At 71.2% G+C, this 24,932-nt stretch carries 30 protein-coding genes and 1 riboswitch; of the genes, 14 read left to right on the forward strand and 16 right to left on the reverse strand.

The features are described from left to right. Positions 1-4: 4 nt before the first annotated feature. The 3 genes from F7R91_RS19370 to F7R91_RS19380 are packed head-to-tail and all read right to left on the reverse strand — an operon-like array spanning position 5 to position 2,832. Positions 5-1,717: a sodium/solute symporter gene (locus tag F7R91_RS19370; protein WP_150950316.1), complete on the reverse strand. Its 1,713-nt coding sequence runs from the start codon at positions 1,715-1,717 to the stop codon at positions 5-7. A 4-nt stretch (positions 1,718-1,721) separates the two neighbouring features. Beyond that, positions 1,722-2,081 carry a hypothetical protein gene (locus F7R91_RS19375; RefSeq protein ID WP_150950317.1) on the reverse strand — a complete coding sequence of 120 codons (360 nt, stop codon included), beginning with the start codon at positions 2,079-2,081 and terminating at the stop codon, positions 1,722-1,724. 1 nt (position 2,082) lies between these two features. After that, the gene (locus tag F7R91_RS19380) at positions 2,083-2,832 is read right to left on the reverse strand and encodes a LytR/AlgR family response regulator transcription factor (RefSeq protein WP_150950318.1); all 750 of its coding nucleotides are present in this window, start codon (positions 2,830-2,832) and stop codon (positions 2,083-2,085) included. A 77-nt stretch (positions 2,833-2,909) separates the two neighbouring features. Here F7R91_RS19380 and F7R91_RS19385 point away from each other — a divergent pair, with 77 nt between their 5' ends. The 3 genes from F7R91_RS19385 to rocD all read left to right on the forward strand — a co-directional run bounded on the left by F7R91_RS19385 (position 2,910) and on the right by rocD (position 5,585). Beyond that, on the forward strand, positions 2,910-3,425 hold the full coding sequence (locus F7R91_RS19385) for an Lrp/AsnC family transcriptional regulator (RefSeq protein ID WP_150950319.1): 516 nt from the start codon (positions 2,910-2,912) through the stop codon (positions 3,423-3,425). A gap of 124 nt (positions 3,426-3,549) precedes the next feature. Continuing rightward, entirely contained in the window at positions 3,550-4,362 is an 813-nt protein-coding gene (gene ddaH / locus F7R91_RS19390) for a dimethylargininase (RefSeq protein WP_150950320.1), read from the forward strand. Then, positions 4,359-5,585: an ornithine--oxo-acid transaminase gene (gene rocD / locus F7R91_RS19395; protein ID WP_150950321.1), complete on the forward strand. Its 1,227-nt coding sequence runs from the start codon at positions 4,359-4,361 to the stop codon at positions 5,583-5,585. The genes ddaH and rocD overlap by 4 nt, the downstream gene beginning before the upstream one ends. A 60-nt stretch (positions 5,586-5,645) precedes the next feature. Here the strand turns inward: rocD and F7R91_RS19400 are convergent, their stop codons facing one another. Both F7R91_RS19400 and F7R91_RS19405 read right to left on the reverse strand, forming a co-directional pair. Next, positions 5,646-6,095, reverse strand: a complete 450-nt coding sequence (locus tag F7R91_RS19400) for an SRPBCC family protein (RefSeq protein ID WP_150950322.1) — start codon at positions 6,093-6,095, stop codon at positions 5,646-5,648. Then, positions 6,092-6,424, reverse strand: a complete 333-nt coding sequence (locus tag F7R91_RS19405; RefSeq protein ID WP_150950323.1) for an ArsR/SmtB family transcription factor — start codon at positions 6,422-6,424, stop codon at positions 6,092-6,094. The genes F7R91_RS19400 and F7R91_RS19405 overlap by 4 nt, the downstream gene beginning before the upstream one ends. A 121-nt stretch (positions 6,425-6,545) precedes the next feature. Here F7R91_RS19405 and F7R91_RS19410 point away from each other — a divergent pair, with 121 nt between their 5' ends. The 5 genes from F7R91_RS19410 (at position 6,546) to F7R91_RS19430 (ending at position 11,058) form a co-directional block, all read left to right on the forward strand. Next, positions 6,546-6,989, forward strand: a complete 444-nt coding sequence (locus F7R91_RS19410; protein ID WP_150950324.1) for an SRPBCC family protein — start codon at positions 6,546-6,548, stop codon at positions 6,987-6,989. After that, complete coding sequence (locus F7R91_RS19415) at positions 6,986-7,546, forward strand: TIGR03086 family metal-binding protein (RefSeq protein ID WP_150950325.1); 561 nt, start codon at positions 6,986-6,988, stop codon at positions 7,544-7,546. Before F7R91_RS19410 ends, F7R91_RS19415 begins: the two co-directional genes overlap by 4 nt. A gap of 246 nt (positions 7,547-7,792) precedes the next feature. Beyond that, on the forward strand, positions 7,793-9,022 hold the full coding sequence (locus F7R91_RS19420; protein WP_150950326.1) for a PP2C family protein-serine/threonine phosphatase: 1,230 nt from the start codon (positions 7,793-7,795) through the stop codon (positions 9,020-9,022). 211 nt (positions 9,023-9,233) lie between these two features. Continuing rightward, positions 9,234-9,959, forward strand: coding sequence for a lysophospholipid acyltransferase family protein (locus F7R91_RS19425; protein ID WP_150950327.1), 726 nt, complete (start codon positions 9,234-9,236; stop codon positions 9,957-9,959). 70 nt (positions 9,960-10,029) lie between these two features. After that, on the forward strand, positions 10,030-11,058 hold the full coding sequence (locus F7R91_RS19430; protein ID WP_150950328.1) for an NAD-dependent epimerase/dehydratase family protein: 1,029 nt from the start codon (positions 10,030-10,032) through the stop codon (positions 11,056-11,058). 54 nt (positions 11,059-11,112) lie between these two features. On the opposite strand, the gene F7R91_RS19435 is transcribed toward F7R91_RS19430, so the two are convergent. From F7R91_RS19435 to F7R91_RS19470, 8 genes are all read right to left on the reverse strand, one after another. Further along, positions 11,113-12,681, reverse strand: coding sequence for an alpha/beta hydrolase (locus tag F7R91_RS19435; RefSeq protein WP_150950329.1), 1,569 nt, complete (start codon positions 12,679-12,681; stop codon positions 11,113-11,115). Positions 12,682-12,838: 157 nt separating this feature from the next. Beyond that, a complete protein-coding gene (locus tag F7R91_RS19440) occupies positions 12,839-13,597 on the reverse strand; it encodes an urease accessory protein UreD (RefSeq protein WP_150950403.1) in 759 nt (252 codons plus the stop codon). Then, positions 13,594-14,274, reverse strand: coding sequence for an urease accessory protein UreG (ureG, locus tag F7R91_RS19445; RefSeq protein WP_150950330.1), 681 nt, complete (start codon positions 14,272-14,274; stop codon positions 13,594-13,596). Before ureG ends, F7R91_RS19440 begins: the two co-directional genes overlap by 4 nt. Positions 14,275-14,460: 186 nt before the next feature. Further along, the gene (locus F7R91_RS19450; RefSeq protein ID WP_150950331.1) at positions 14,461-15,135 is read right to left on the reverse strand and encodes an urease accessory protein UreF; all 675 of its coding nucleotides are present in this window, start codon (positions 15,133-15,135) and stop codon (positions 14,461-14,463) included. Beyond that, a complete protein-coding gene (locus F7R91_RS19455; RefSeq protein WP_150950332.1) occupies positions 15,135-16,856 on the reverse strand; it encodes an urease subunit alpha in 1,722 nt (573 codons plus the stop codon). Before F7R91_RS19455 ends, F7R91_RS19450 begins: the two co-directional genes overlap by 1 nt. Further along, complete coding sequence (locus F7R91_RS19460) at positions 16,849-17,160, reverse strand: urease subunit beta (protein WP_150950333.1); 312 nt, start codon at positions 17,158-17,160, stop codon at positions 16,849-16,851. Before F7R91_RS19460 ends, F7R91_RS19455 begins: the two co-directional genes overlap by 8 nt. 10 nt (positions 17,161-17,170) lie before the next feature. Continuing rightward, a complete protein-coding gene (locus F7R91_RS19465) occupies positions 17,171-17,473 on the reverse strand; it encodes an urease subunit gamma (protein ID WP_150950334.1) in 303 nt (100 codons plus the stop codon). Positions 17,474-17,617: 144 nt separating this feature from the next. Further along, complete coding sequence (locus F7R91_RS19470) at positions 17,618-18,247, reverse strand: TetR/AcrR family transcriptional regulator (protein WP_150950335.1); 630 nt, start codon at positions 18,245-18,247, stop codon at positions 17,618-17,620. 113 nt (positions 18,248-18,360) lie between these two features. Here F7R91_RS19470 and F7R91_RS19475 point away from each other — a divergent pair, with 113 nt between their 5' ends. Next, positions 18,361-19,374 carry an ABC transporter permease gene (locus tag F7R91_RS19475; protein WP_150950336.1) on the forward strand — a complete coding sequence of 338 codons (1,014 nt, stop codon included), beginning with the start codon at positions 18,361-18,363 and terminating at the stop codon, positions 19,372-19,374. A 79-nt stretch (positions 19,375-19,453) separates the two neighbouring features. Here F7R91_RS19475 and F7R91_RS19480 read toward each other — a convergent pair whose 3' ends face one another. Next, positions 19,454-19,732: a type II toxin-antitoxin system Phd/YefM family antitoxin gene (locus F7R91_RS19480; RefSeq protein ID WP_150950337.1), complete on the reverse strand. Its 279-nt coding sequence runs from the start codon at positions 19,730-19,732 to the stop codon at positions 19,454-19,456. A gap of 63 nt (positions 19,733-19,795) precedes the next feature. Between F7R91_RS19480 and F7R91_RS19485 the strand changes: the two genes are divergently transcribed. The 3 genes from F7R91_RS19485 to F7R91_RS19495 all read left to right on the forward strand — a co-directional run bounded on the left by F7R91_RS19485 (position 19,796) and on the right by F7R91_RS19495 (position 21,786). Continuing rightward, positions 19,796-20,431, forward strand: coding sequence for an ATP-dependent Clp protease proteolytic subunit (locus tag F7R91_RS19485; RefSeq protein ID WP_150950338.1), 636 nt, complete (start codon positions 19,796-19,798; stop codon positions 20,429-20,431). An 8-nt stretch (positions 20,432-20,439) separates the two neighbouring features. Beyond that, positions 20,440-20,748 (forward strand): hypothetical protein, encoded by a 309-nt coding sequence (locus tag F7R91_RS19490; RefSeq protein WP_150950339.1) that lies wholly within the window; start codon positions 20,440-20,442, stop codon positions 20,746-20,748. A gap of 416 nt (positions 20,749-21,164) precedes the next feature. Further along, positions 21,165-21,309, forward strand: a riboswitch (cyclic di-AMP (ydaO/yuaA leader). A 3-nt stretch (positions 21,310-21,312) separates the two neighbouring features. Beyond that, complete coding sequence (locus F7R91_RS19495; protein ID WP_150950340.1) at positions 21,313-21,786, forward strand: C40 family peptidase; 474 nt, start codon at positions 21,313-21,315, stop codon at positions 21,784-21,786. A 70-nt stretch (positions 21,787-21,856) separates the two neighbouring features. Here the strand turns inward: F7R91_RS19495 and F7R91_RS19500 are convergent, their stop codons facing one another. Then, positions 21,857-22,339, reverse strand: a complete 483-nt coding sequence (locus F7R91_RS19500; RefSeq protein ID WP_150950341.1) for an ATP-binding protein — start codon at positions 22,337-22,339, stop codon at positions 21,857-21,859. A 213-nt stretch (positions 22,340-22,552) separates the two neighbouring features. Here F7R91_RS19500 and F7R91_RS19505 point away from each other — a divergent pair, with 213 nt between their 5' ends. Next, complete coding sequence (locus F7R91_RS19505) at positions 22,553-23,413, forward strand: helix-turn-helix domain-containing protein (RefSeq protein WP_150950342.1); 861 nt, start codon at positions 22,553-22,555, stop codon at positions 23,411-23,413. A 9-nt stretch (positions 23,414-23,422) separates the two neighbouring features. After that, on the forward strand, positions 23,423-23,659 hold the full coding sequence (locus F7R91_RS19510) for a DUF397 domain-containing protein (protein WP_150950343.1): 237 nt from the start codon (positions 23,423-23,425) through the stop codon (positions 23,657-23,659). A gap of 38 nt (positions 23,660-23,697) precedes the next feature. On the opposite strand, the gene F7R91_RS19515 is transcribed toward F7R91_RS19510, so the two are convergent. After that, entirely contained in the window at positions 23,698-24,825 is a 1,128-nt protein-coding gene (locus F7R91_RS19515) for an 8-amino-7-oxononanoate synthase (RefSeq protein WP_150950344.1), read from the reverse strand. Positions 24,826-24,932: the final 107 nt, after the last annotated feature.

The raw sequence follows: 24,932 nt of genomic DNA on the forward strand, positions 1-24,932 counted from the left end.
CTGGTCAAGCCTTCACCTCCGCGCGCAGTTCCTCCGGCAGATGGAAGCGGGCGAGGACCGCCGCCGTCCCCGGAGGGACCCGGCCGGAGGTGGCCAGGGACACCAGCACCATGGTGAGAAAGCCCAGGGGCACCGACCACAGCGCGGGCCAGGCGAGCAGGGCGTGCAGCCGGCCCGTGCCGGGCAGCCCCGCCATGGTGGCGGCCACGGCCACGAACGCGGCGCCGCCGCCCACCAGCATCCCGGCGGCCGCGCCGGGCGGGGTCAGCCGCCGCCACCAGATGCCGAGGACGAGCAGCGGGCAGAAGGACGAGGCGGAGACGGCGAAGGCCAGTCCGACGGCGTCGGCGACCGGCAGCCCGCCGACCAGCACGCTGGCCGCGAGCGGCACGGCCATCGCGAGCACCGTGCCGAGTCTGAAGTGCCGTACGCCCCGGGTGGGCAGCACGTCCTGTGTCAGCACGCCCGCCACGGCCATGGTCAGCCCGGATGCCGTGGACAGGAACGCGGCGAAGGCCCCGCCCGCCACCAGCGCGCCGAGCAGATCGCCGCCCACGCCGCCGATCATGCGCTCCGGCAGCAGCAGGACGGCGGCGTCGGCGTCGCCGGTGAGGGCGAGCTCGGGGGCGTAGAGCCTGCCGAGCGCGCCGTACACGGGCGGCAGGAGATAGAAGGCGCCGATCAGGGCGAGGACGGCGACCGTGGTGCGGCGGGCGGCGACTCCGTGCGGGCTGGTGTAGAAGCGCACGACGACGTGCGGCAGGCCCATGGTGCCGAAGAAGGTGGCGAGGATCAGCCCGTACGTGGCGTACAGCGGGCGCTCCTCGCGGCCCGTGGCCAGGGAGGTGGACATGCCGCCGTTGCTGCCGCGGTCGGCGGCCGGGACGGTGGCGCCCCGGTCGAAGGTCAGCCGGGTGCCCTGCTCGATGCGGTGCGTTCCGGCCGGCAGGCGGAGCCGCTGGTCGTCGTGCGGGCGGCCGTCGACCGTGCCGTTCACCGTGACAGTCAGCGGCCGGTCCAGCTGGAGGTCGAGGCTGTCGTCGACGCGGACGACCCGCTGCTCGCGGAAGGTCACCGGTTCCTCGAAGGCGCGGCGGGGCGCCCCGTCGCCCTGCCAGGCGAGGACCAGGAAGAGGGCGGGGACGAGCAGGGCGGTGAGCTTGAGCCAGTACTGGAAGGCCTGCACGAAGGTGATGCTGCGCATGCCGCCGGCGGCGACGGTCGCCACCACGACGACCGCCACGATCACCCCGCCGAGCGAGTCGGGCGCGCCGGTGAGCACGGCCAGCGTCAGCCCGGCGCCCTGGAGCTGGGGCAGCAGATAGAGCCAGCCGACGCCGACGACGAAGGCCCCGGCCAGCCGGCGTACCGCCTGGGAGGCGAGGCGGGCCTCGGCGAAGTCGGGCAGCGTGTAGGCGCCGGAGCGGCGCAGCGGGGCGGCGACGAACAGCAGGAGGACCAGGTAGCCGGCGGTGTAGCCGACCGGGTACCAGAGCATGTCGGGGCCCTGCACCAGGACCAGGCCCGCGATGCCGAGGAAGGAGGCGGCCGAGAGGTACTCGCCGCTGATGGCGGCCGCGTTCAGTCGGGGGCCGACGGTGCGGGAGGCGACGTAGAAGTCGGAGGTGGTCCGGGAGATGCGCAGGCCGAACGCACCGACGAGGACGGTCGCCACGACGACGAGGGCGACTGCGGAGACGGCGTAGCCGGAGTTCACGGCCTCAGCGGTCCTCGACCAGGCGCACGAAGTCCCGTTCGTTGCGCTCCGCGCGCCGGACGTACCAGCGGGCCAGCAGCACCAGCGGGACGTACAGGCAGAAGCCGAGCACCGCCCATTCCAGGCGGCGGGCGTCCGGCATCGCCGCGAAGACCAGCGGCAGCGGGCCGATCAGCATCCCCAGGACCGCGAACACGGCGAGGGCGGCCCGCAGTTGGGTGCGCATCAGGGAGCGCACATAGGTGTGGCCGAGGGTGGTCTGCTCGTCTATCTCGGTGCGCGGCCGGTAGTAGCCGAAGGCGCGGCGGGCCCGCCGGGGCGGGCCGGTGACGACGACACGGCGTTCGCCGGGGTCCTGGGGCACCTCACGACCTCCTCATCAGCAGATCCCGCAGTTCGCGCGCGTGCCTGCGGCTGACCTGGAGTTCCTCGCCGCCGACCAGGACGCTCACGGTGCCGGCGTCCAGTCGGAGTTCTCCAACGTGGCGCAGGGCGACGAGATGGCGGCGGTGGATGCGGACGAAGCCGCGGGACCGCCAGCGTTCCTCCAGGGCGGACAGCGGGATGCGGACGAGGTGGCTGCCCTTGTCGGTGTGCAGCCGGGCGTAGTCGCCGCGGGCCTCGACATGCGTGATGTCGTCGACGGCGACGAAGCGGGTCACGCCGCCCAGCTCGACGGGTATGTGGTCGGGGTCGGGCTCGTGCACGGGGATCCGGGGGGCGGCGTCGCTGCGCTCGGCGGCCCGGCGGACGGCTTCCGCGAGCCGTTCCTTGCGCACCGGTTTGAGCACGTAGTCCACGGCCTTGAGGTCGAAGGCCTGGACGGCGAAGTCCTCGTGGGCGGTGACGAACACGACGAGCGGCGGCTCGGCGAAGCCGGACAGCAGCCGGGCCAGATCCAGTCCGTCGAGGCCGGGCATATGGATGTCGAGGAAGACGACGTCGATGGCCTCCGGCCCGCCGGGCCCGGACTGAAGCGCACGGTTGATCCGGCGCAGCGCCTCGGTCGCGTCGCCGGCGCCCTCGGCGGTGCTGACCCGGGGGTCCGCGTTCAGGAGGTAGAGCAGCTCCTCGAGCGAGGGGCGTTCGTCGTCGACGGCGAGGGCGCGCAGCATGAACGTGGAGTGTAGGAGCAATCCGCACGTTAGGACATGTGCCGGGCGTGGCCGTCGTGGCTGGATACAGTGCCGTCATGAACAGCAGGACCCTCCCGTTCGACGAGCTCGACCGGAAGATCATCACGGCTCTGATGGCGAACGCCAGGACCAGTTTCGCCGAGATCGGGGCGGCGGTCGGCCTGTCCTCGACGGCGGTCAAGCGACGGGTGGACCGGCTGCGCGACACGGGGGTGATCACCGGGTTCACGGCCACGGTGCGGCCGTCGGCGCTGGGCTGGCGGACCGAGGCGTACGTCGAGGTGTACTGCGAGGGCGCGGCCCCTCCGCGGCGGCTCGCGGAGGTGGTGCGCAACCATCCGGAGATCACGGCGGCGATGACGGTCACGGGTGGCGCGGACGCGTTGCTGCATGTGCGGGCGCGGGACGTGGGGCACTTCGAGGAGGTGCTGGAGCGGATCCGGGTGGAGCCGTTCATCCGGAAGACGATCAGTGTGATGGTGCTGTCCCACCTCATCCCGGAGAGTGCCGAGGCGGGTGCCGTCCAGACCGTGCCCGACATTGCCCTGGGTGACGCATCAGACGTGCGCTGACAGGCGAAAGAACGCAGCATTGCTGCGCAAACACGCAGCTCTTGTTTCTTGTCGGGCGTCGGGGTCGCTTTCTACCTTTGTGTCAACCCCTAGTCGACACCGCAGGAAGCGGAGGAACCCCTCTGTGTCCGACACCCGTGTGCAGCGCCGGCGGCGCTACCTCGTCTGCGAACCCAGACATTTCGCCGTGCAGTACGCGATCAACCCCTGGATGCATCCCGACACCCATGTCGACGTCGACCTGGCCCAGGAGCAGTGGCAGGCGCTGATCAGCGCCTACCGCACCCACGGCCACACCGTCGACACGGTGGAGCCGGTCCCCGGTCTCCCGGACATGGTCTTCGCCGCGAACTCGGCGGTCGTCGTCGGCGGCCGTGTCTTCGGCTCCCTCTTCCACGCGCCCGAGCGCCGTCCCGAGTCCACGCACTACGAGACATGGTTCAAGACGGCGGGCTTCGACGTGTACCGGCCCGAGGCCGTGTGCGAGGGCGAGGGCGACCTGGTCTGGACGGGCCGGTACGTGCTGGCCGGCACCGGTTTCCGGACCACGCGCGATGCGCACCGCGAGGTGCAGGAGTTCTTCGGCCATCCGGTGATCAGCCTGACGCTGGTGGACCCGCACTTCTACCACCTGGACACCGCCCTTTTCGTCCTCGACGACGACAACATCGCGTACTACCCGGAAGCCTTCTCGGCGGGCAGCCGCGAGGTGCTGGCACGGCTGTATCCGGACGCGGTGCTCGCCACCCGCGAGGACGCGGTGGCGTTCGGCCTCAACTCCGTGTCCGACGGCCGCCATGTCTTCATCACGCCGCAGGCCGAGACGCTCGCCGCCCGCCTCGACGACCACGGCTACGTCCCCGTCCCCGTCGACCTGTCCGAGTTCCGGAAGGCCGGCGGCGGCATCAAGTGCTGCACTCAGGAGATCCGCTCATGACCGCCCCCGTCCGTACGCGTTCGTCCGCCGACCTGATCGCCGCCGAGGAGCCGGTCCTGGCGCACAACTACCACCCGCTGCCGGTGGTCGTCGCCCGCGCCGAGGGCACCTGGGTGGAGGACGTCGAGGGCCGCCGCTATCTCGACATGCTGGCCGGCTACTCGGCCCTGAACTTCGGCCACCGTCACCCCGCGCTGATCGATGCGGCCCACCAGCAGCTCGACCGCCTGACGCTCACCTCGCGCGCCTTCCACAACGACCGGCTCGCCGAATTCGCCGAGCGGCTGGCCGCGTTGACGGGCCAGGACATGGTGCTGCCGATGAACACCGGCGCCGAGGCGGTCGAGAGCGGCATCAAGGTGGCCCGCAAGTGGGCCTACGAGGTGAAGGGCGTGCCCGCCGACCAGGCGACGATCGTGGTCGCGGCCGACAACTTCCACGGCCGTACGACGACGATCGTCAGCTTCTCCACGGACGAGACGGCCCGGACGGGCTTCGGCCCGTTCACGCCGGGCTTCCGGATCGTCCCGTACAACGACCTGGCCGCGCTGGAGGCGGCGGTCGACGAGACGACGGCGGCCGTGCTGATCGAGCCCATCCAGGGCGAGGCCGGCGTCATCATCCCGGACGAGGGCTACCTGGCCGGCGTACGGGAGCTGACCCGCCGCAAGAGGTGCCTGTTCATCGCGGACGAGATCCAGTCGGGGCTCGGCCGCACCGGCCGCACCCTCGCCGTCGAGCACGAGTCGGTCGTCCCCGACCTGGTGCTCCTCGGCAAGGCGCTGGGCGGCGGCATCGTGCCGGTGTCCGCGGTGGTGGGCCGCCGCGATGTGCTCGGCGTGCTGCGGCCGGGCGAGCACGGGTCGACGTTCGGCGGCAATCCGCTCGCGGCCGCGGTCGGCACCGCGGTGGTCGAGCTGCTGGAGACGGGTGAGTTCCAGCTCCGGGCCGCCGAGTTGGGCGTGCTGCTGCGCAACGGACTCACGGACCTGGTGGGCCGGGGCGTCGTCGGATTCCGGGCGCGCGGGCTGTGGGCGGGCGTCGACATCGACCCGGCCATCGGCACCGGCCGCGAGGTGAGCGCCCGGCTCATGCAGGAAGGGGTCCTGGTCAAGGACACCCACGGCTCCACGATCCGCCTGGCGCCGCCGCTGACGATCACCGGCGAGGAGCTGGAGGGCGCGATCGGAGCGCTGGAGAAGGTTCTGACGCAGGGCGCCTGACGCCCGATCGTCGCGAGAGCCCGCCGGATGTCCGGCGGGCTCTCCCACGTCCCGACCTCGTCAGGGCTGCTGCATCCAGTGGTCCGGCCCGGGGTCGCCGCCCGCGGCCACCGCCGCGAGCCGCCCCACGTAGTGGATCCAGCCCTCCTCGTGCGCCGCGCACGCCTCCGGCGTGGGCAGGCCGCTGTGGACCAGACGCAACAGGGTGCCGCCGTCGACCGGTTCGAGGGTGATCTCGACCGTGGTGGTGCCGGGCGGCAGATCCATTCCGCCCTCGGCCCATCCCCAGGTGAAGACGATCCGTTTGGGCGGGTCGACGGCGACGAAGCGGCCCTCGGCGACGTTGTCACGATTGACGTTCGTCCGGTAGCTGCCGCCGGGTTCGAAGGTGAACTCGCCGTCCGTGCCCATCCAGGACAGCCACTTGTCCCGGTCGGTGAAGTAGGAGAACACCGTCTCGGGCCGGGCGGCGATATGCCGTTCGACGACGACCACATCTGTTGCGTTCAAGGGTTCGCCCCTTCGGAGGTACCGGCCCGTTCGTCCCGCTCGGCGGCCTCCGCCAGTTCGGCGAGGGTGTCGAGCCGTGCCGCCCACATGGACTGCAGATAGTCGGCCAGCGGTCCCATGCCCTCGCGGTTGGCCCGGTAGAAGCGCTTCTTTCCGTCCTGGCGCAGCGTAACGAGGCCGGAGTCCCTGAGCACCTTGAGGTGCTGGGACACCGCTCCGAAGGTGACGTCGAACCGCTCGGCGATCTCGCCCGCGGACAGCTCCGCGTCCCAGACCAGCCGCAGGATCTCGCGCCGCCGAGGCTCGGCGACCGCCCGTACCGCATCCATGCAGGTCATTTTAGCCACCACTTGAACTTGCCATCGAGACGATGTCATTTTAGTCTTCACTAAAGCGAGTGGTTTTGGCCGCGGCACATCCGCCGCGGCGACCCGGCAAGGAGCACACGCCATGGCTGACATCGCACTGCAGCTGCACATCGAGGCCGCCCCGCACACCGTGTACGCGGCGATCTCCACGACCGAGGGCATCCACCGCTGGTTCACCACCACCGCGACCGCCGAGCAGGGCGTGGGCGGTCTGTACGAGCTGAGCTTCCCGGGCGTACCGGAGCCGTGGCGGCTGCGCGTGACCGAGGCGGAGGCCGGCAAGCGCCTCGTCCTGGCGGGCGAGAACGGCCCGTGGACCGGCACCGTGCAGACCTACGAGGTCCTGGACCGCCCCGAGGGCGGGGTGACCCTTCGCTTCACCCACGCCGGCTTCCCCGCGGTGGACGACGCCTACCGGGACTTCACCTACGGCTGGGCGACGAAGTTCGTCCAGCTCAAGACCTATGCCGAGACGGGCGAGCCCGCCCCCTTCTTCACCGGCGCATCCGAAGGAGAGAACTCATGAACAGCAGCCTGTACCCCGCCATCCGGGAGTGCGCGGACGTCGTGGTGGCGACGGCGTCCGGCATCCGCCCCGATCAGCTCGGCGACCGCACGCCCTGCGAGAAGTTCTCCGTCGCCGACCTCCTCGACCACCTGGGCGACACGCTGACCGGCTCCGAGCGAGCGGCCCGCAAGGAGCAGCAGCCCGACGAGGGCACCGCATCCATGTCACCGTCCGCCGTGGCCGAGGCAGCCGACCGCGCCGCTGCGGCCTGGGCCGACCCGGCGGCGTACGAGGGCAGCACCGAGTTCGGCCCGGGAGAGATGCCGGCCGCCTTCGCCGCGGCGATCACCCTGGAGGAACTCGCCGTGCACGGCTGGGACCTGGCACGTGCCACGGGCCGGCCCTTCGTCGTCAGCGAGGAGACCGCGAAGGCCGCCCTGGGCGTGGTCGAGCAGATAGCCGAGCAGGCCCGCGCCAACGGCAGTTTCGGCCCGCCCGTGACGGTGGCCGCCGACGCCTCGGCCTTGGACCGGGCGCTGGCGACGAGCGGGCGGAATCCGGGGTGGACCGGCTGAACGCCAACGCCCTGGGTCGGGGTGCCCGCGGGGCGGTGTGCCAGGTCGCCGCAGGCCGGCGGCACACCGCCCCGCCCCGCCGCCACCCGCCGTCAGCCAAGCCCTGCCGCCGTTCCCGGTGACCCGTCCGGCTCGCCTTGCCCCTCGGTCCTGCTCCATGGCCTGACCCGCTCCCCCGCTCCACGGATCCGCCCCAACCGGGCACATCGTGGGAAACTGGTCCTCCCGGTGGCGAGAGCGGGAACCATGAATGACTCGGCGATCGATTACGCGGCGGTGTTCCAGGCCCTGCCCGGCATGGTGGCACTACTCACGCCCGACCTCGTGTACGCGGACGCGAACGAGGAGTTCCTCCGGGTGGCCGGGCGCCGCCGCGAGCAGGTGGTCGGCCGCTTTCTCTTCGACGTCTTCCCGGACAATCCGAACGACTCCGGCGCGACGGGCATGCGCCATCTGGAGGCCTCGCTGCAGCGGGTCCTCGCGACCGGCGAGCGCGACACGATGGCGCTGCAGCGGTACGACGTGGAGGACGCCGACCGGCCCGGGGAGTGGGAGGAGCGCTACTGGAGTCCGGTCAACGCCCCGGTACACGGCCCGGACGGCAAGGTGGTGCTGGTGGTGCACCGGGTCGAGGAGGTCACCGAGCTGATCCGGGCCCGCGGCGGCCCCAGCGGGAGCAGAGCGCGGGTGCTGGAGGCCGAGTTGTACACCCGCGCCCGCGAACTCCAGGACCTCAACGACCGGCTGCGCCAGGCCCACGCCCGCGAGCGCGAGGTCGCCCTCGCCCTGCAGGAGGCGATGCTGCCCGCTCCCCGTCAGCTGGGCCATCACCGGGCCGCCGTACGCTACCGGCCCGCCGTCGGTGCGCTGAACGTCTGCGGGGACTGGTACGACCTGGTCGACCTGGTGGGCGGCCACCGGCTGGGCGTGTCCGTGGGCGACGTGGTCGGTCACGGGCTGGAGGCCGCGGGGGTGATGGGCCAGCTGCGCAGCGCGCTCAGTGCCGCGTCCCGTGTCGCCGCGGGCCCCGCCGAGGCACTGGACGTCCTGGGGAGATACGCCCATGTCGTCGACGGCGCCGAGTCGGCCACCGCGGCCACCACCTTCGTCGACTTCGACCAGCGCACCATCACCTACAGCAGCGCCGGCCACCCTCCACCCGCCCTGGTCCACCCCGACGGCCGGGTGGAGTTCCTCGACCGGGCCACCGATCCCCCGCTGGACGCCCCTCCCGATCCCGGTCCGAGGGTGCAGGCCGCCACCACGTTCACCGACGGGGCGACGCTCGTGCTCTACACCGACGGTCTGATCGAGCGGCGCCACGAAGACATCGACACGGGTCTGGCCCGCCTCGCCGGCTCCCTCACGCGCCACCGCGCGGCGGAACCCGAGCGGCTCGCGGACGCCGTTCTGCTGGAGCTGCTGCCGTCCGGCGGTGCCACCGACGACACGGCGCTGATCGTGGTGCGACTATGACGGACCGTCAGATCCCGTGCGTGGTACAGCACATGAGCCCTGGGGTTCAAGAGGCGGCCGCCCGCCAGAGGTACCCGGTGATTGCGCCACGCGGCCCGTGCAGGTTCCCAGTGACCAAGCCTGCACCTAGACTGACACCCCCCACGACACGCCGTTTGACCTGCTGGAACACGGCGGTTGAGGCGATCCGCCGGAGTGAGGAGCGAACCCCTTGTTCTACTACGTGCTCAAATACGTGTTGCTGGGTCCTCTGCTGAGACTGGTCTTCCGGCCCCGCATCGAAGGCCTCGAACACGTACCGCAGTCGGGCCCGGCGATCGTGGCGGGCAACCATCTGTCGTTCTCCGACCACTTCCTGATGCCCGCGGTCCTCAAGCGGCGCATCACCTTCCTGGCGAAGAAGGAGTACTTCACGGGAGGCGGGCTCAAGGGCCGCCTCACCGCGGCCTTCTTCCGCAGCGCGGGGCAGATCCCGGTCGACCGCACCGGCAAGGAGGCGGGCCGGGCCGCGATCCGCGAAGGACTCGGGGTACTGCGCAAGAACGAACTGCTCGGCATCTACCCGGAGGGCACGCGCTCCCACGACGGCCGCCTCTACAAGGGCAAGGTCGGCGTCGCGGTGATGGCGCTCAAGGCCCAGGTCCCGGTCATCCCCTGCGCCATGATCGGCACCTTCGAGGCACAGCCGCCCGGCAAGGTGATTCCGAACATCCACCCCGTGGTGATCCGCTTCGGCAAGCCCCTCGACTTCTCCCGGTACGCCGGCATGGAGAACGAGAAGGCGATCCTGCGCGCCGTCACCGACGAGATCATGTACGCGATCCTGTCGCTGTCCGAGCAGGAGTACGTCGACCAGTACGCCACCGTCGCAAAGGCCGAGGAGGCCGCGGCCCGCGCGGACAAGGAGCGCCGCTTCCCGCGGATACCGCTCAGCTGACCGCCCCTTCCCGTCTGCCGTCGGCAGAACACCGTGGCACAGGGCAGGGGGACGCCCGTACCGTCGCGGCATGAGACGTGCAGTGGTGATCGGGGCGACGGGGCAGATCGGGCGGGTGGCCGTGGGTGCGCTGGCCAGGGACGGCTGGCAGGTGACGGCCGTCTCGCGGGGCGGCGGGCGGGACGAGGACTGGCCCGACGGCGTGCGGGTCGCGCCCGCCGACCGGGGGGAGGACGGGGCCCTTGCCGCCGTGGTCGGCGACGGCTGCGACGTCCTGGTGGACATGGTCGCCTACGGCCCGGAGCACGCACGGCAGTTGACTTCTCTCGCCGACCGGGTCGGCTCGGCCGTGGTCATCTCCAGCGTGTCGGTGTACGAGGACGACAAGGGCCGCACCTTCGACACCCAGCAGGAGCCGGACGGCTTCCCCGAGTACCCGGTGCCGATCACGGAGAACCAGCGCACGATCGCGCCCGGCGAGTCCTCGTACAGCACCCGCAAAGCAGGACTGGAGCACGAACTCCTCGCCGTGGGCGAGCAGTTGCCCACGACGCTGTTGCGGGCGGGCGCGATCCACGGACCGCACTGCCGGACCCCGCGCGAGCTCTACTTCGTCAAGCGCAATCTCGACGGGCGGCGCCGGCGCGTGCTCGCCTTCGGCGGCCGGAGCCGGTTCCATCCGGCAAGTGTCCACACCATCGCGGAGCTGATCCGGCTCGCCGCCTCCCGTCCGGGCACCCGTGTGCTCAACGCCGTGGATCCGGACGCGCCGACGGTGGCGGAGATCGCGAGGGCCATCGACGAGGTGATGGGCGTCGAGACGGAGAGCGTCCTGGTCGACGGACCCGCTCCGGCACCCGCCGTGGGTGACACGCCCTGGTCGGTCCCCGTGCCTGTCGTCTGCGACATGTCGGCCGCAGAGCGGGAGTTGGGCTACCGCGCGGTGGCCCGCTACGCGCAGACCCTGCCCGGCACCGTCGCCTGGATCGAGCGGCAACTGGCAGGGCGGGACTGGCGGGAGGCCTATCCGAAGATGTTCGAAGTGTACGGCGACCTGTTCGACTATGCGGCGGAGGACGCCTGGCTCGCCTCGGCATGAGAAAGGGGCGGCCGGTGGTCCCGGCCGCCCCTCACCTCGTACGACTGCCGGCTGCTACGGCTTCGGCGTGGCGTGCGGCGTGCACGTCACGTCGGCCGCGTCCAGCTTGCCGGTGAGCAGGTAGGCGTCCACCCGCTCGTTGACACACGGGTTGACCAGGCCGGTCACACCGTGGGAGCCCGCGTTCTTCTCGGTGATGAGACGGGAGCCCTTGAAGCGCTTGTGCAGTGCGACGGCGCCCTCGTAGGGGGTGGCCGCGTCACGCTCGGACTGCACGATCAGCACCCCGGGCAGGCCCTCGCCGGTCTTCACCTTCAGCGGGGTCTGCTGCTTGGCCGACCAGGTGGCGCAGGGCAGGTTCATCCACGCGTTGGCCCACGTCATGAACGGGTGGTTCTTGTGCAGCCGCGTGTTGTCCCGGTCCCACTTCCGCCAGTTGGTGGGCCACTTGGCGTCGGCGCACTCCACCGCCGTGTAGACGGCGTTGCTGTTCTCCGAGGCGGCGTTGCCCGCAGTGTCGGACAGGTCCGGTGCGGCGGCGTCGACGAGCGCCTGCGTGTCGCCGGCCACGTACTTGCTGAACACCGTTGCGACGGGCACCCACGACGAGTCGTAGTACGGGGCGCTCTGGAAGAACGCGATCAGCTCGGCCGGGCCGACCACCCCGCCGATGGGGTTCTTCTTGGCCGTGGCGCGCAGCTTGAGCCACTGGTCCTGGACGGCGGCGCGGGTCGTGCCGAGGTGGAAGGCGGCGTCGTTGGCGGCGACCCAGTCCTGCCAGTCCTTCCAGCGCCCCTCGAAGGCGACGTCCTGGTCGAGGTTGGCCTCGTACCAGATCTTCTCCCGCGACGGGTTGACCACGCTGTCGACGATCATCCGGCGGACATGGCCCGGGAACAGCGTGCCGTAGACGGCGCCGATGTACGTGCCGTAGGAGACGCCCAGGAAGTTGAGCTTCTTCTCACCGAGAGCCGCCCGGATCACATCCAGGTCGCGCGCGGTGTTCGGCGTGGTCATGTGCGGCAGCATCTCGCCGCTGCGCTCGTGGCAGCCGTCCGCGTACTCACGGGCGAGCTTGCGCTGGGCGCGCTTGTCGGCCGCGGAGTCCGGCACCGGGTCCGCCTTGGGCGCCTTCACGAACTCCTGCGGGTCGATGCAGGAGATCGGCGCGGAGTGGCCGACACCGCGCGGGTCGAAGCCCACGAAGTCGTACGCCTTCGACGTGTTCACCCACAGGGGGTTCTTGGTGGTGACACGGCGCGGGAAGCGCAGGCCGGAACCGCCCGGACCGCCGGGGTTGTAGATGAGCGCGCCCTGGCGCTCCGCCTTGGTCCCGGTGTTGCCGATGCGGTCGACGGCCAGCTTGATCTGCTTGCCGTTCGGCTTGGCGTAGTTGAGCGGCACCGTGACCCAGCCGCACTGGATCGGCTTCTCCAGCCCCCAGTCGGCCGGACAGTCCTGCCAGTCGACCCCGGCCTTCGCGGCCCGCTCCGCGGCGATCGCCGCACCGCGGGCCTCACGGTCCTGTCCGGGCCGGCTCCCCGTGCTCGCACTGGCGGAGGGCGCCACGGCGCCCGCGATCAGTGTCGCCGTGACGAACACGCCGGCCGAACCGAGCGCCATCGCCCGGCTCTTTGGTCTGACGTCCCTCAAGTGGGACCTCCCCGTACATCGTTGCGATTGGTACGGAGATCCTCTCCACTGCGAGTCCCCTGAGAACAGGGGTAGTTGACCTTCTTTGCCAATCCGATAAACGGAGAGGGCCGTTCGCTCGGCGGAGCTACGCGAAGGAGGCCTGTGCCTGGTCCAGCAGCCCGCGCAGCCGCAGCGCATCCGGTGCCACCGCGGTCACCAGCGCGGCGGGCCCGGCCAGCGGCACGACCGCGGCCCCCTCGCCCAGCACCCGCGCCGTCACGGGCTCGGCGGCGAACTCCGACCGTACGACGAGGAGTTGACCCACGGCACGATGTCCCGCCAGCACGGCGGGGCCGTCCCAGCCGCCCGGCGCCCCGGGCCCGCAGGCCAGCTCCTGGTCGAGGACGGTCCGCCCCGCGATCCGCAGACGAAGACGGCTGACGAGCCGCCCGGGTTCCTCACCGGCCCGGCCGAGCACCTGCTCCTCACGCAGCACCAGCCGCGCCGTGGCACCGAGATCGGCATACGTGGTGACATAGAGGTCGCTGCCACGGGCGGAGATCAACTGCTCGGGCAGCCAGTGCAGTTCGCCGCCGTTTTCGACACCGAGCCGCACGTCGTAGCGGGCCTCGTCCTTCGTCTGGCCCGGCAGGGCGATGGTCGCGGCGGCCGACCCGACCCGCAGCCGGGCCCCCTCCGCCACACCGGCCTCCACGGTGAAGTGGTCTCCGCCGAGCGGCCCGCTCATCGCACCGACGAGCATCACCCTCGCCTCGGCGCCGCTGCCCCGGGTCCGGCGCACCGCCAGCGGCCCGTCGCCCTCCAGTACGGGCAGGGAAGTGCCCCCTCTGCCGTCGTCCCGTGCCCGGATGCGCGCCGTGGCCCGTACGCCCGCCCCCGTCATGCCGTCCACTCGGCGAGCCGCGCCCGCACCCAGGCGGCGACGTCCGTCACGCCGGCCTCGCTCCGGAGCGACTGGAAGACGACCGGGAGTTCGGCCCGCTGGGCCTTGGCGTCGGCGGCCATCCGCCCGAGATCGGAGCCGACGTACGGCGCGAGGTCGGTCTTGTTGACCACGAGCAGATCGGCCGTGGTGACCCCGGGCCCGCCCTTGCGCGGAATGTCGTCGCCCCCGGCCACGTCGATCACGAAGATCTGCGCGTCGACGAGCCCCTTGGAGAAGGTCGCGGTCAGATTGTCCCCGCCCGACTCGACGAGCACGAGATCCAACGGCCCGACCTCGTCCTCCAGGTCCTCGACCGCTTCGAGGTTGGCGGAGATGTCGTCCCGGATCGCGGTGTGCGGGCAGGCTCCCGTCTCCACGGCGGTGATCCGCTCCGGCGGCAGCACGGCCTCGCGGAGCAGGAAGTCCGCGTCCTCGCGGGTGTAGATGTCATTGGTGACCACGGCAAGGGACAGCTCCTGCCGCAGGGCACGGCACAACGCGGCGACGGTCGCGGTCTTCCCGGACCCTACGGGCCCACCGAGCCCGATCCGCAACGCCCGCCGCGAGCCGTCGGCCCGACGGGCGTCGGCGCCGACGGCGGGTCCGTCGTGGGATGGGGAGTGGTCAACATGCATGGGGGCGGCTCCTCTTGTGTCTTCTCGGGTGCCTTGGACTGCCGGCCGGCACTCTCGGCCCGTCCGGCGCTTGAGGACGAGGCCGTTCAGGCCGATGGGGATCCAGGGGTCGAAGCCCCCTGGCGGGGTCGAAGGGGCGGAGCCGCTGGAGACGGGACGGGCAGGGGCGGCGGGGGCGACATCCTCCTACGACGCGAACAAACGCACAGGCCATCCCGCATGCGCCTCCGCAGAGATCTCCAGAACCGGCGCGGACCCCGCGGGCAGCGCATCGACCCCTTCCTCAGCAACCCTCCCCGCCGCCTCCGCCGCCAGATCGACCACCCGGTCCACCTCCGGGGCCAGCCGAGCCAACACCGCCGTGGCCTCAAAGGGATCAAGACTCAGCAGCCGCACCGTCGCCGTCGCCGGCCCGCTCACACTCTCGTAAGCCGCGCAGTACGCCGCATCGGCCGCCCCCAGCCCCGCCGACCGCGCCGCCAGCCCCAGCACCACCGGCTGATGCGCCCCCTTGGGGAACTGCCCCGCCACGGCGTCGAGTTCATCTGCAGGCCAGGTCGCACGAGCGGCCCGCATCAGCTGCCGCCCCAGCCTGCGCGCCACGGCCCGCAAGGCGGGCGACGGCGTCCGGGCGTCCGCGGCCTCGTCCAACAGCGAGGGATCCACCCCGAGTGCGGCCGCCGCCGCCAGCGCCGCCGCGACCCGCCCCGACGTGTGCAGCCGCCCCCGGCAGAAGTCCTCCAGGCTCGCGGCCCCCGTGATCCGCCCGGCCTTGACGGCCGCCTCGGCCCCGCCGGAGTGCGCATGCCCTCCGGCGGGAAACCGGCCGTCGGCCAGGACGAGAAGCGCTGCCCCGGACATCAGAACAGGAAGTAACGCTGGGCCATGGGCAGTTCGGCGGCCGGCGTCGCCTCGACGAGCTCCCCGTCGATGTGCACGGCGAAGCTGTCGGGGTCGACGCGCACCTCGGGCCGCGCGGAGTTCTCCCGCAGATCGGCCTTGGTGACCCCGCGCGTGGAGTCGATCGCCATGAACCGCTTCCCGAGCTGGAGCCGCTCCGGCAGCCCGTCCTCGATCGCGAGCGGTGCCACGAAGTTGAACGAGTTGGACGCGGGTGCCCGCCCGATCGCCCCGTACATCGGCCGCGGCAGGACCGGCTGCGGCGTCGGAATCGACGCGTTGGCGTCGCCCATCTGCGCATACGCGATCTGCCCGCCCTTGATGACGAGGTGCGGCTTGACCCCGAAGAACGCCGGCTCCCACAGCACCAGGTCGGCGAGCTTGCCGGTCTCGACGGAGCCGATCTCACGGGCGAGACCCTGCGCGAGCGCGGGGTTGATCGTGTATTTGGCGACATAGCGACGTACCCGGCGGTTGTCGCCACGTCCGTCGCCGGGCAGCGCACCCCGTCGCCGCTTCATGACATGGGCGGTCTGCCAGGTCCGCATGACGACCTCGCCCACACGTCCCATGGCCTGGGAGTCGGAGGAGATGATCGAGATGGCGCCCAGGTCGTGGAGGATGTCCTCCGCCCCGATGGTGGACGGCCGGATCCTGGACTCGGCGAAGGCGAGGTCCTCGGGGACGGCCGGGTTGAGGTGGTGGCACACCATCAGCATGTCGAGGTGCTCCTCGGCGGTGTTGACGGTGAAGGGCCGGGTCGGGTTGGTCGAACTGGGCAGCACATACGGCTCGGAGACCACGGTCATGATGTCCGGCGCGTGTCCACCGCCCGCGCCCTCGGTGTGGTACGCGTGGATGCCGCGTCCGGCGATCGCGGCGAGCGTGTCGCCCACGAAACCGGCCTCGTTGAGGGTGTCCGTGTGGAGGGCGATCTGGATGCCGGTCCGGTCGGCGACGGTCAGCGAGGCGTCGATGACGGCGGGGGTCGACCCCCAGTCCTCGTGCAGTTTGAGGCCGAGCGCGCCGCCGCGGATCTGCGACAGCATCGCCTCGTGCGAGACGGTGTTGCCCTTGCCGAGCAGACCGAGGTTGAGCGGGTGATCCTCCATCGCCTCGAACATCCTGGCCAGGTGCCAGGGGCCGGGTGTCACGGTGGTCGCCTTCGAGCCCTCGGCCGGTCCGGTGCCGCCGCCGACCAGGGTCGTGATGCCGGCGGACAGCGCCTCGTCGGCGATCTGCGGGCAGATGAAGTGGACGTGCGCGTCGATGGCGCCCGCGGTGAGGATCCGTCCGTTGCCCGCTATCACCTCGGTCTCGGGACCGATCACCAGATCCGGGTGCACGCCGTCCATGGTGTCGGGGTTGCCCGCCTTGCCGATCCCGGTGATCCGGCCGTCGCGGATGCCGACGTCGGCCTTGACGATCCCCCAGTGGTCGACGATCACCACGCCCGTGACGACGGTGTCCGGAGTGCCGTCCGCACGCGTGGCACGCGCCTGGCCCATGGACTCGCGGATGACCTTGCCGCCGCCGAACACGGCCTCGTCACCGGCGAGTCCCGGCCCGCCGCAGCGGTCCTCCTCGATCTCGATCAGCAGATCGGTGTCGGCGAGCCGGATGCGGTCACCGGTCGTCGGGCCGAACAGGTCGGCGTAAGCGGCTCGGGAGATCTCAGGCATCGAGGGCACCTCCGGTCTCCCCGCGCAGGCCGGGGACGACGCGGGCGCCGGCGAGCGGGACGAGCTCGACGTCGACGGGGATGCCGGGCTCGAAGCGCACGGCGGTCCCGGCGGCGATGTTGAGCCGCTTGCCGCGGGCGGCGGCGCGGTCGAAGTCCAGACCGGGGTTGGCCTCGGCGAAGTGGTAGTGGGAGCCCACCTGGACGGGCCGGTCGGCGGCGTTGAGCACGGTCAGCCGGGTGACCTCACGGCCGTCGTTGCAGACGATCGGATCGTCCGCGAACAGGATCTCGCCGGGAATCATCGAGACCCCCTCAGACGATCGGGTCGTGGACGGTGACGAGCTTGGTGCCGTCCGGGAAGGTCGCCTCGACCTGGACGTCGTGGATCATCTCGGGGATGCCCTCCATGACATCGTCCCGGGTGAGCAGCTTGCGCCCGGAGGACATCAGCTCGGCGACCGTACGGCCGTCCCGCGCGCCCTCGAGGATGTGCGAGGTGATGAGCGCGACGGCCTCGGGGTGGTTCAGCCTGAGGCCGCGGGCCCGGCGCTTGTCCGCCACGTCGGCGGCCACGTGGATGAGCAGCCTCTCTTGCTCGTGCGGGGTCAGTTGCACGTCCCACCTCACAGTCCTCGCTCCGGACCGTGCGGGGTCCGGAATGCCGCAGCCCCGGGTCAAAGTCCCTGGTGGCGTGGATCGGCAGGCTAGTTGGGCGGGGTTTCGGTCACGTTAACCGAGCTGTGACCGCCACACGCGCGTTCACAGGTGCGTGGGCGCGTCCGGCATGCTCATCAGGGCCCGCAAGCCGTTGCGCAGGACGTCGACCGGGGTGGGGCCGAACAGGGACTGCTGTGCGAGGAAGCCGAGCACGGCGGCGATCATCGTGCGGGCGACGTCGTCCGGGGGCACGTCCGCCCGCATCATCCCGGCTTCCTGGTAGGCCTCGGCGACCCGTGCCCAGGCCTGACGCACGGCGCCGTATCCGTCCCGCAGGACGGCCGCCAGTTCGGAGTTGCGCAGTGTCTCCGTCCACACCTGGATGACGAGCCGCGGGAAGGCCGGCTCCCCGTCGACCTTCAGTGACTCCCGTGCCGCGAGCGTCCGGCCGAGGACCGAGGCGACGAGGAGGTCCGGCGGCGGGGGCGGGCTCTGCTGTGCCGCCTCCTCGAAGGCCGCACGGACCTGTCCGAGCACCTCGGCGACGATCGCGGCGATCAGCTCTTCCTTGCCACTGAAGTAGCGGTACACCGCTCCGGCAGACAGGCCGGCCTCCTTCAGCACGTCCTGCATGGACGTGGCATGGAAGCCGTTGCGGGCGAAGCAGAGCGCCGCGGCGTCCAGGATCTGCCGGCGGCGGGCGTCGAGGTGCGCCTGGGATACGCGTGCCATGCCCCCAATTTAAAACGAACGTTCCTTCTTGACAAGACGGGCCGGGCCGCCGCACGGTGGGAGCACACAAAAAACGAACGATCCTTCTTTTTGGCCGCGGGAGGAGAACCCCCATGTCCACCGCTTCCACCACCTCCACCAGGGCTCCCGCCCTGCGCGCGATCGCGGTCGTCGTCCTCGTCCCGCTCCTGGCGGCCCTGGCGCTGTGGGCCTTCGCCTGGCCGAGCGCCCGCACGGCACCCCGGGACGTGTCCCTCGGCGTGGCCGGCCCCGCCTCCGCGACGGCGCAGGTGGAGAAGCAGCTCCAGCAGCACGAAGGCGCCTTCGAGATCCACCGCTACGACGACGAGGCCGCGGCACGGAACGCGATCGAGGACCGGACCGTATACGGCGCGGTCGTCGTCACTCCGCAGGGTCCCGAACTGCTCACGGCGTCGGCCGCGAGCCCGCTCGTCGCCCAGATGCTGCGGCAGGCCGTGGCGGAGCAGGCCGCCGCTGACGGCACACAAGTGAAGACGGTCGACGTCATGGCCACCCCCGCGGCCGACCCGCGCGGCTCGGCCCTCGGCGCGAGCGTGCTGCCACTGGCCCTGGCCGGTCTGGCGGGCGGCGCGGCGGTGACCCTGCTGGGGCTGCGCGGCGTCCGTGCCGTGGCCGCGCTGACGGGCGCCGCCGCCCTGGTGGGCGTGATCGCAGCCGCGATCGCACACAGCTGGCTCGGTGCACTGACCGGCGCCTGGTGGGCGGAGGCCGGGGTGTTCGCACTGTCGACGCTGGCGGTGAGCGCCGCTGTCGCGGGCCTCGCCGCTCTGATCGGCACCGCGGGGATCGGCGTCATGTCGCTCGTCGTGATGTTCCTCGGCAACCCGTTCTCCGCGGCCTCCTCCGCCCCGCAGATGCTGCCGGAGCCGGTCGGGACGATCGGTCAGTGGCTGCCGCCGGGAGCGGGTGCGAGCCTGCTGCGCTCGGTGTCGTTCTTCGACGGTGCTGCGGGGACGGGGCCCCTCCTGACGCTCACTTGGTGGGCCGCGCTGGGGCTGGGCGCCGTACTGCTCGGCACCGCACTCAAGGCGCGTGCCACGAGCACGGAACCCGCCGCCGTGAGGGAACTGGCGACCGTGGGCTGACCCGGCCGACCGCGCCGAACCGGCCGCGCACCCCCGCCTCGGCGGACGGGGGTGCACGGTCGGTCGTTTCCCAGGCCGGCTACGCGGGACCCGACCCCCGATGGTGCGCCGTGATCCCGAAGCGCTGCTGTTCGCGGGGAGGGGACGCGACCTCGCGGACGGTGGAGACGGCGCTGACGACCTGGTCGTCGGCCGGCTGGTCGAGTTCCGCGAGTCGTTCGAGGTCGGCCGCGGAGACAAGGGCGACGAGGGGTTTGCCGTGGCGTGTCACGACGACGCGTTCACCGCCGTACACGACCCGGTTGATCAGGTCGGCGAGCTCAGCCCTGGCTTGCGTCACCGGAATCTCGTAGGCCATGCCCCCATCTTAACGTCATGTACGTCCTGTACATTTTTTACAGACGCCGAAGGAGGGGTAGCCATGACCCGACCGTCCGCCCGTCACGTCCTGCCCGAGTTCACCGAGCGCACGAGTTCCGGAGAGCGGACGCTCGACCCGTACGCGAAGCTGCTGGAGGAGCGGATCGTCTTCCTCGGGGCGCCGATCGACGACACCTCGGCGAACGACGTGATGGCGCAGTTCATGCACCTGGAGCACCACAGCCCGGACCGGGACATCTCGCTGTACATCAACTCTCCCGGCGGCTCGTTCACCGCGATGTCGGCGATCTACGACACGATGCGGTTCGTCGGCTGCGACGTGGAGACGATCTGCCTGGGCCGGGCCGGCTCGTCCGCGGCGGTGCTGCTGGCCGCCGGAACTCCGGGCAAGCGGTTCGCACTCCCCGGTGCGCGGATGGTGATCCACCAGCCGGCCCTGCCCGAGCCCGTGGAGGGACAGACCAGCGATCTTGCCATCCAGGCCGACGAGTTGACGCGTGTCCGCGCCCGCCTCGAGGAGTTGCTGGTACGGCACACGGGCCGCAGCCCGGAACAAGTCGGCGCGGACATCGAACGGGACATGATCATGGACGCGCAACAGGCGCTGGAGTACGGCCTGGTGGACCGGATCATCCCCAGCCGCAAGGCCTCCGGCACCGCGCCCGGCGCGAGGTGAGCCGCCCGATGCTGCCGCCGGAACTGCCGCCGCTGCCCGCCCTGACCCGCGCCGAGGGCGAGTTGATCGACCGATACCTCGATGTGATCGACCTGCTGGGCCGTATCAACCCCGCGCATCACGCGGACACCTACCGCGGACTGCGCGCGGCCCAGGCGCTGGTCGGCAAGGCGGCCGAACTGCGCGACGCACTGGAGCAGATGCACCGGCGGGGCGAGACCGAGTTGCACGCCCCCACGCTGGCGCGTGCGCTGCGTGTGCTGGACGGGGAGCGCCGAACGGCCCGCGTCACCGTGCCCTCGCGCTCGGACAGTTGAGGCATGCTGATCCGTTCCGGGCGATCCGTCAAGATGGCGGAGCGTCCGGAACCGCGTTGAAACGGACCAAATGACGTACCGCTGATTGGAGTAGACGCCCGTCCTTTTCAGGGGCCGCCGCACTTGCACAACACGCGTAGTCCGAGGGCGGAACGGGACACTCCGGTGCTGGTCCGGGGGTGCGCGACCCTCTCAACGCCCCTTCGAACACCAGGGTGTCCACCCGAACGGGTGAGTGGTGAGTAACAACACAAACCCCCGGTTCCGTTGGGCTTTCAGGCCATCTGTGAGTCAAGATCCCTGTCTGACGACAAGCCCCCGCCACAGCGGCGGGGCGGTCCGGGCGGACGCCGAGTCCTGCCGCCGCCCGGATGACCGGTCGACAGGAGTGGATCGGCAGGAGTGGAGGACCCAAGCACGACGGGTCGCCGGAACGGTCATCCCCGCAGGGGAGGTGCCGGGCCGAGCAGCCCTTGGGGTGAAGCCGCAGCCATGCGGCCGGGCAACTTCGCCAGCCCGAATCCGACAGGTCATCCTTCACAGGCGGCTGACGAAGGGTTGCGCATGACTGCGCTCAATCGTGTCCCGTCGCTCATGGTCCGGGCCGGTACGGCCTCGGCCCTCACCATCGCCGCCGTGGGCGGCTCGATCGTGGTCCCCGGTGTCGCCTCCGAAGCCTCGGCCGCGACGATGGCGACGAAGGCACTCCAGGTCGCGGCTTCGAAGAAGGGCTCGCCCTACAAGTGGGGCGCCACCGGTCCGCGGAGGTTCGACTGCTCCGGGCTCACGCTGTACTCGTACAAGAAGGCGGGCAAGTCACTGCCCCGTACGGCGGCCCAGCAGTACAACAAGACCCGCCATATCGCGGCCAGTAGCCGCAAGCGCGGAGACCTCGTGTTCTTCCACTCGGGCTCCAGCGTCTACCACGTCGGCATCTATGCCGGGAAGGGGAAGATCTGGCACGCCCCGAAGACCGGGGACGTGGTGAAGCTGCAGAAGATCTGGACGAGGAGCGTCTGGTACGGCCGGGTCAGCTGACTCTCCCGGGGAGGCGGCGGTCACCTGACAGACCCCGCCTCCCCGGGCCCTCAGGTCGTCGCGGCCTGTCCTACGGCTCCTGCTGCCCCGCCGCCGTCACCGGCTGCTGTCCGGCTGCCGCCGCCGGCTCGGCCGGTGCGGTCCACGGCAGTTCGATGGCGACCGTCTTGCCGCCCTCACGGGTCGGCCGCACTCTCAGCCTGCCGCCGCACTCCGCGGCCAGCCAGCGAATGATCACCATGCCACGGCCGTTGTCCTGCTGGACGGCGGCCGGCAGTCGTTTGGGGAACCGCGGATGGCTGTCGGTGACGCCGATGCGCAGCCGCTCGTCACGGTCGAGCTCGATGTCCACCGTGAAGGTGGGTGACTGACCGAAGGTGTGCTGTACGGCGTTGGTGGCGAGTTCGGAGACGATGAGCCGGATGGTGTACGCCAGTTCCGTGTCCCCGGGCAGCCCCCACTCCACCAGGGTGCCCGTCACGTAGGTGCGGGCCGCGGAGACCGAGGCGGGATTGCTCGGCAGAGTGACGGATGATTCCAGATGGTCTGCCATGGCGACGTCGTCCCTTTCCCACGGGACCGCAGTCCGACACGGAGCGGATGGTTCGAGTACGGTCCCGGACTGGTGCTTCGTCGCCAGACTGCCATTACCGGGCCGGTCACGGATGGCGATCCACCAAGATATGCATATATCTGTCGCTCAAAGCGGTGAACTCTGAGACGGAAGACCGTATTTGGGCGGCCCGGAAGGAGTAAGGAGTTGCGCATGCAGCACGGTCCCGCGGTGCGCCGGCGGAAGCTGGGTGCCGAACTGCGTGCGTTGCGCGCCGGTGCGGCCCTGACCAGCGGCGAGGCGGCCCGACTGGTGGGGTGGCACCAGTCGAAGGTGAGCCGGATCGAGACCGGCGCCAGCGGGGTGAAACCGGCCGATGTGCGGTTACTTCTCGACGCCTACGGTGTGACGGATTCCCAACTACGGGAGTTACTGCTGGTGTTGGCGAGTTCGGACGACGGCGGCGGACGGCATCACTGGTGGCACGCGTACCGCGGAGTGCTGCCGCCGACCTACCGGGACTTCATCAGCCTGGAGTCGCAGGCGAGCGCGATGCGCACACTGGAGACCTCCGTCGTCCCCGGGCTGCTGCAGACACCCGAGTACGCCCGGGAGGTGACCCGGGCCGCGGTGGACGGGCTGGACGACGAACGGCTGGACGCGCTGGTGGAGGTGCGGCTGGCCAGGCAGGACGTGCTGCGGGCTGCGCCTCCCCTGGCGCTGAGCGCCGTCCTGGACGAGGCGGTGCTGCGCCGGGAGGTCGGCGGTCCCGGAGTGATGGCGCGGCAGCTGGCTCGGCTGGTGGAGTCGGCGCGTCTGCCCCAAGTGCGGCTGCAGGTGCTGCCGTTCGCGGCCGGTGCCCATATCGGCGTGACCGGCCCTTTCGTTATCTTCTCATTTTCGCGCACTTCTGATCTGAATGTTGTTGTTCTCGACCACTTGACGAGTAGCCTCTACCTCGAACGGAAAGAAGACGTAGAGGTCTACAGCGAGGCCTTCAACGCTCTTCGGATCCACGCCCTTTCACCCGAGGACTCGTTGGAATACATCGCCGGGATAGGTGACGGCGCGTAAGGAGGCACCATGACCGCACCGCCTCGGAACGTACCCTCCAGCATCGCTCTGCACGGAGTGCGGTGGCTGCGCAGCAGCTACAGCACCGGAGCGAACAACTGCGTCGAGACGGCCCGCCCGCGGACCGGCCCGGGGGCCGGACTGCTCGCCGTACGCGACTCCAAGGACCCGGCCGGGCCCGCGCTGCTCTTCTCCCCCGAGAGCTGGGCGGGCTTCACGGCCGGGATCGGTTCAGATCACTTCTGATCATTTCGGTGCATGCAGCGGGGCCGTGTCACGCCGACTCATGGTCGCGTTGCGCCGATCACATGTACAGCGCGTTCGATCTGCGCCTCGGAGAGGTCCGCGCGGGCGGTCAGCCTCAGCCGTGAGATGCCGTCGGGCACGGAAGGAGGACGGAAGCAGCCCACGGCCAGCCCGGCCGCACGGCAGTCGGCCGCCCATCGCACGGCCCCCTCCGGGGACGGCGCGCGTACGGAGACCACCGCGGCGTCCGGACGTACCGCTTCCAGACCCGCAGCGGTCAGGCGGGCATGCAGTTCGCCCGCCACCGTGCGCGCCCGCGCCGCCCGCTCCGGCTCACGGCGCAGCAGCCCCAGGGCCGCCAGGGCCGCGCCCGCCGCCGCGGGGGCGAGGCCCGTGTCGAAGATGAACGTCCGTGCCGCGTTGACCAGGTGGTCGATCACCCGGGCGGGGCCGAGCACGGCTCCGCCCTGGCTGCCGAGCGACTTGGACAGCGTGACCGTCACGACGACGTCGTCGGCGCCCGCGAGCCCCGCCGCGTGCGGGGCGCCGCGGCCGCCGTCGCCGAGCACACCGAGACCGTGGGCGTCGTCCACGACCAGACCCGCCCCGTGCTCCCGGCACGCCTCGGCGAGCTCGGCCAGCGGGGCGGCGTCGCCGTCGACGGAGAAGACCGTGTCGGACACCGCGACGGCCGGGCTGTCATGCGTCTGGAGTGCCTTGCGCACGGCGTCCGGCTCGGCGTGCGTCACGACCTGTGTGGTGCCCCGGGCCAGCCGGCAGCCGTCGATCAGCGAGGCGTGGTTTCCCGCGTCGGAGACGATCAGCGACCCGTGCGGGGCGAGCGCGGAGACAGCGGCGAGGTTGGCCGCGTACCCGGAGGAGAAGACCAGGGCCGCCTCGAAGCCGCAGAAGGCGGCCAGCTCGCCCTCCAGCTCTGTGTGCAGTTCGGTGGTGCCGGTGACCAGCCGGGAGCCGGTCGCACCGCCGCCCCAGGTGCGCGCGGCGCGTGCCGCGCCCTCGGTGACCTCGGGGTGGCGGGCCAGGCCCAGGTAGTCGTTGCTCGCGAGGTCCAGCAGGGGCGAGTCGGCGGGGCGGGGGCGCAGGGTCCGTACGAGTCCGGCGCGGCTGCGCGCTCGCGCCTGCTCGTCGATCCAGCCGAACGCCATGGGTCCTCCGGGGGATTTGTAGGCAGTGAACAGACCCTAGCGGTACGTTTTGCGACCGAGGATGTGGCAATACCCACACGACCGACGGGCTCGGTTTGTCCGATCTC

The sequence above is a fragment of the Streptomyces luteolifulvus genome (assembly GCF_008806595.1).
Lineage (GTDB): Bacteria > Actinomycetota > Actinomycetes > Streptomycetales > Streptomycetaceae > Streptomyces > Streptomyces luteolifulvus.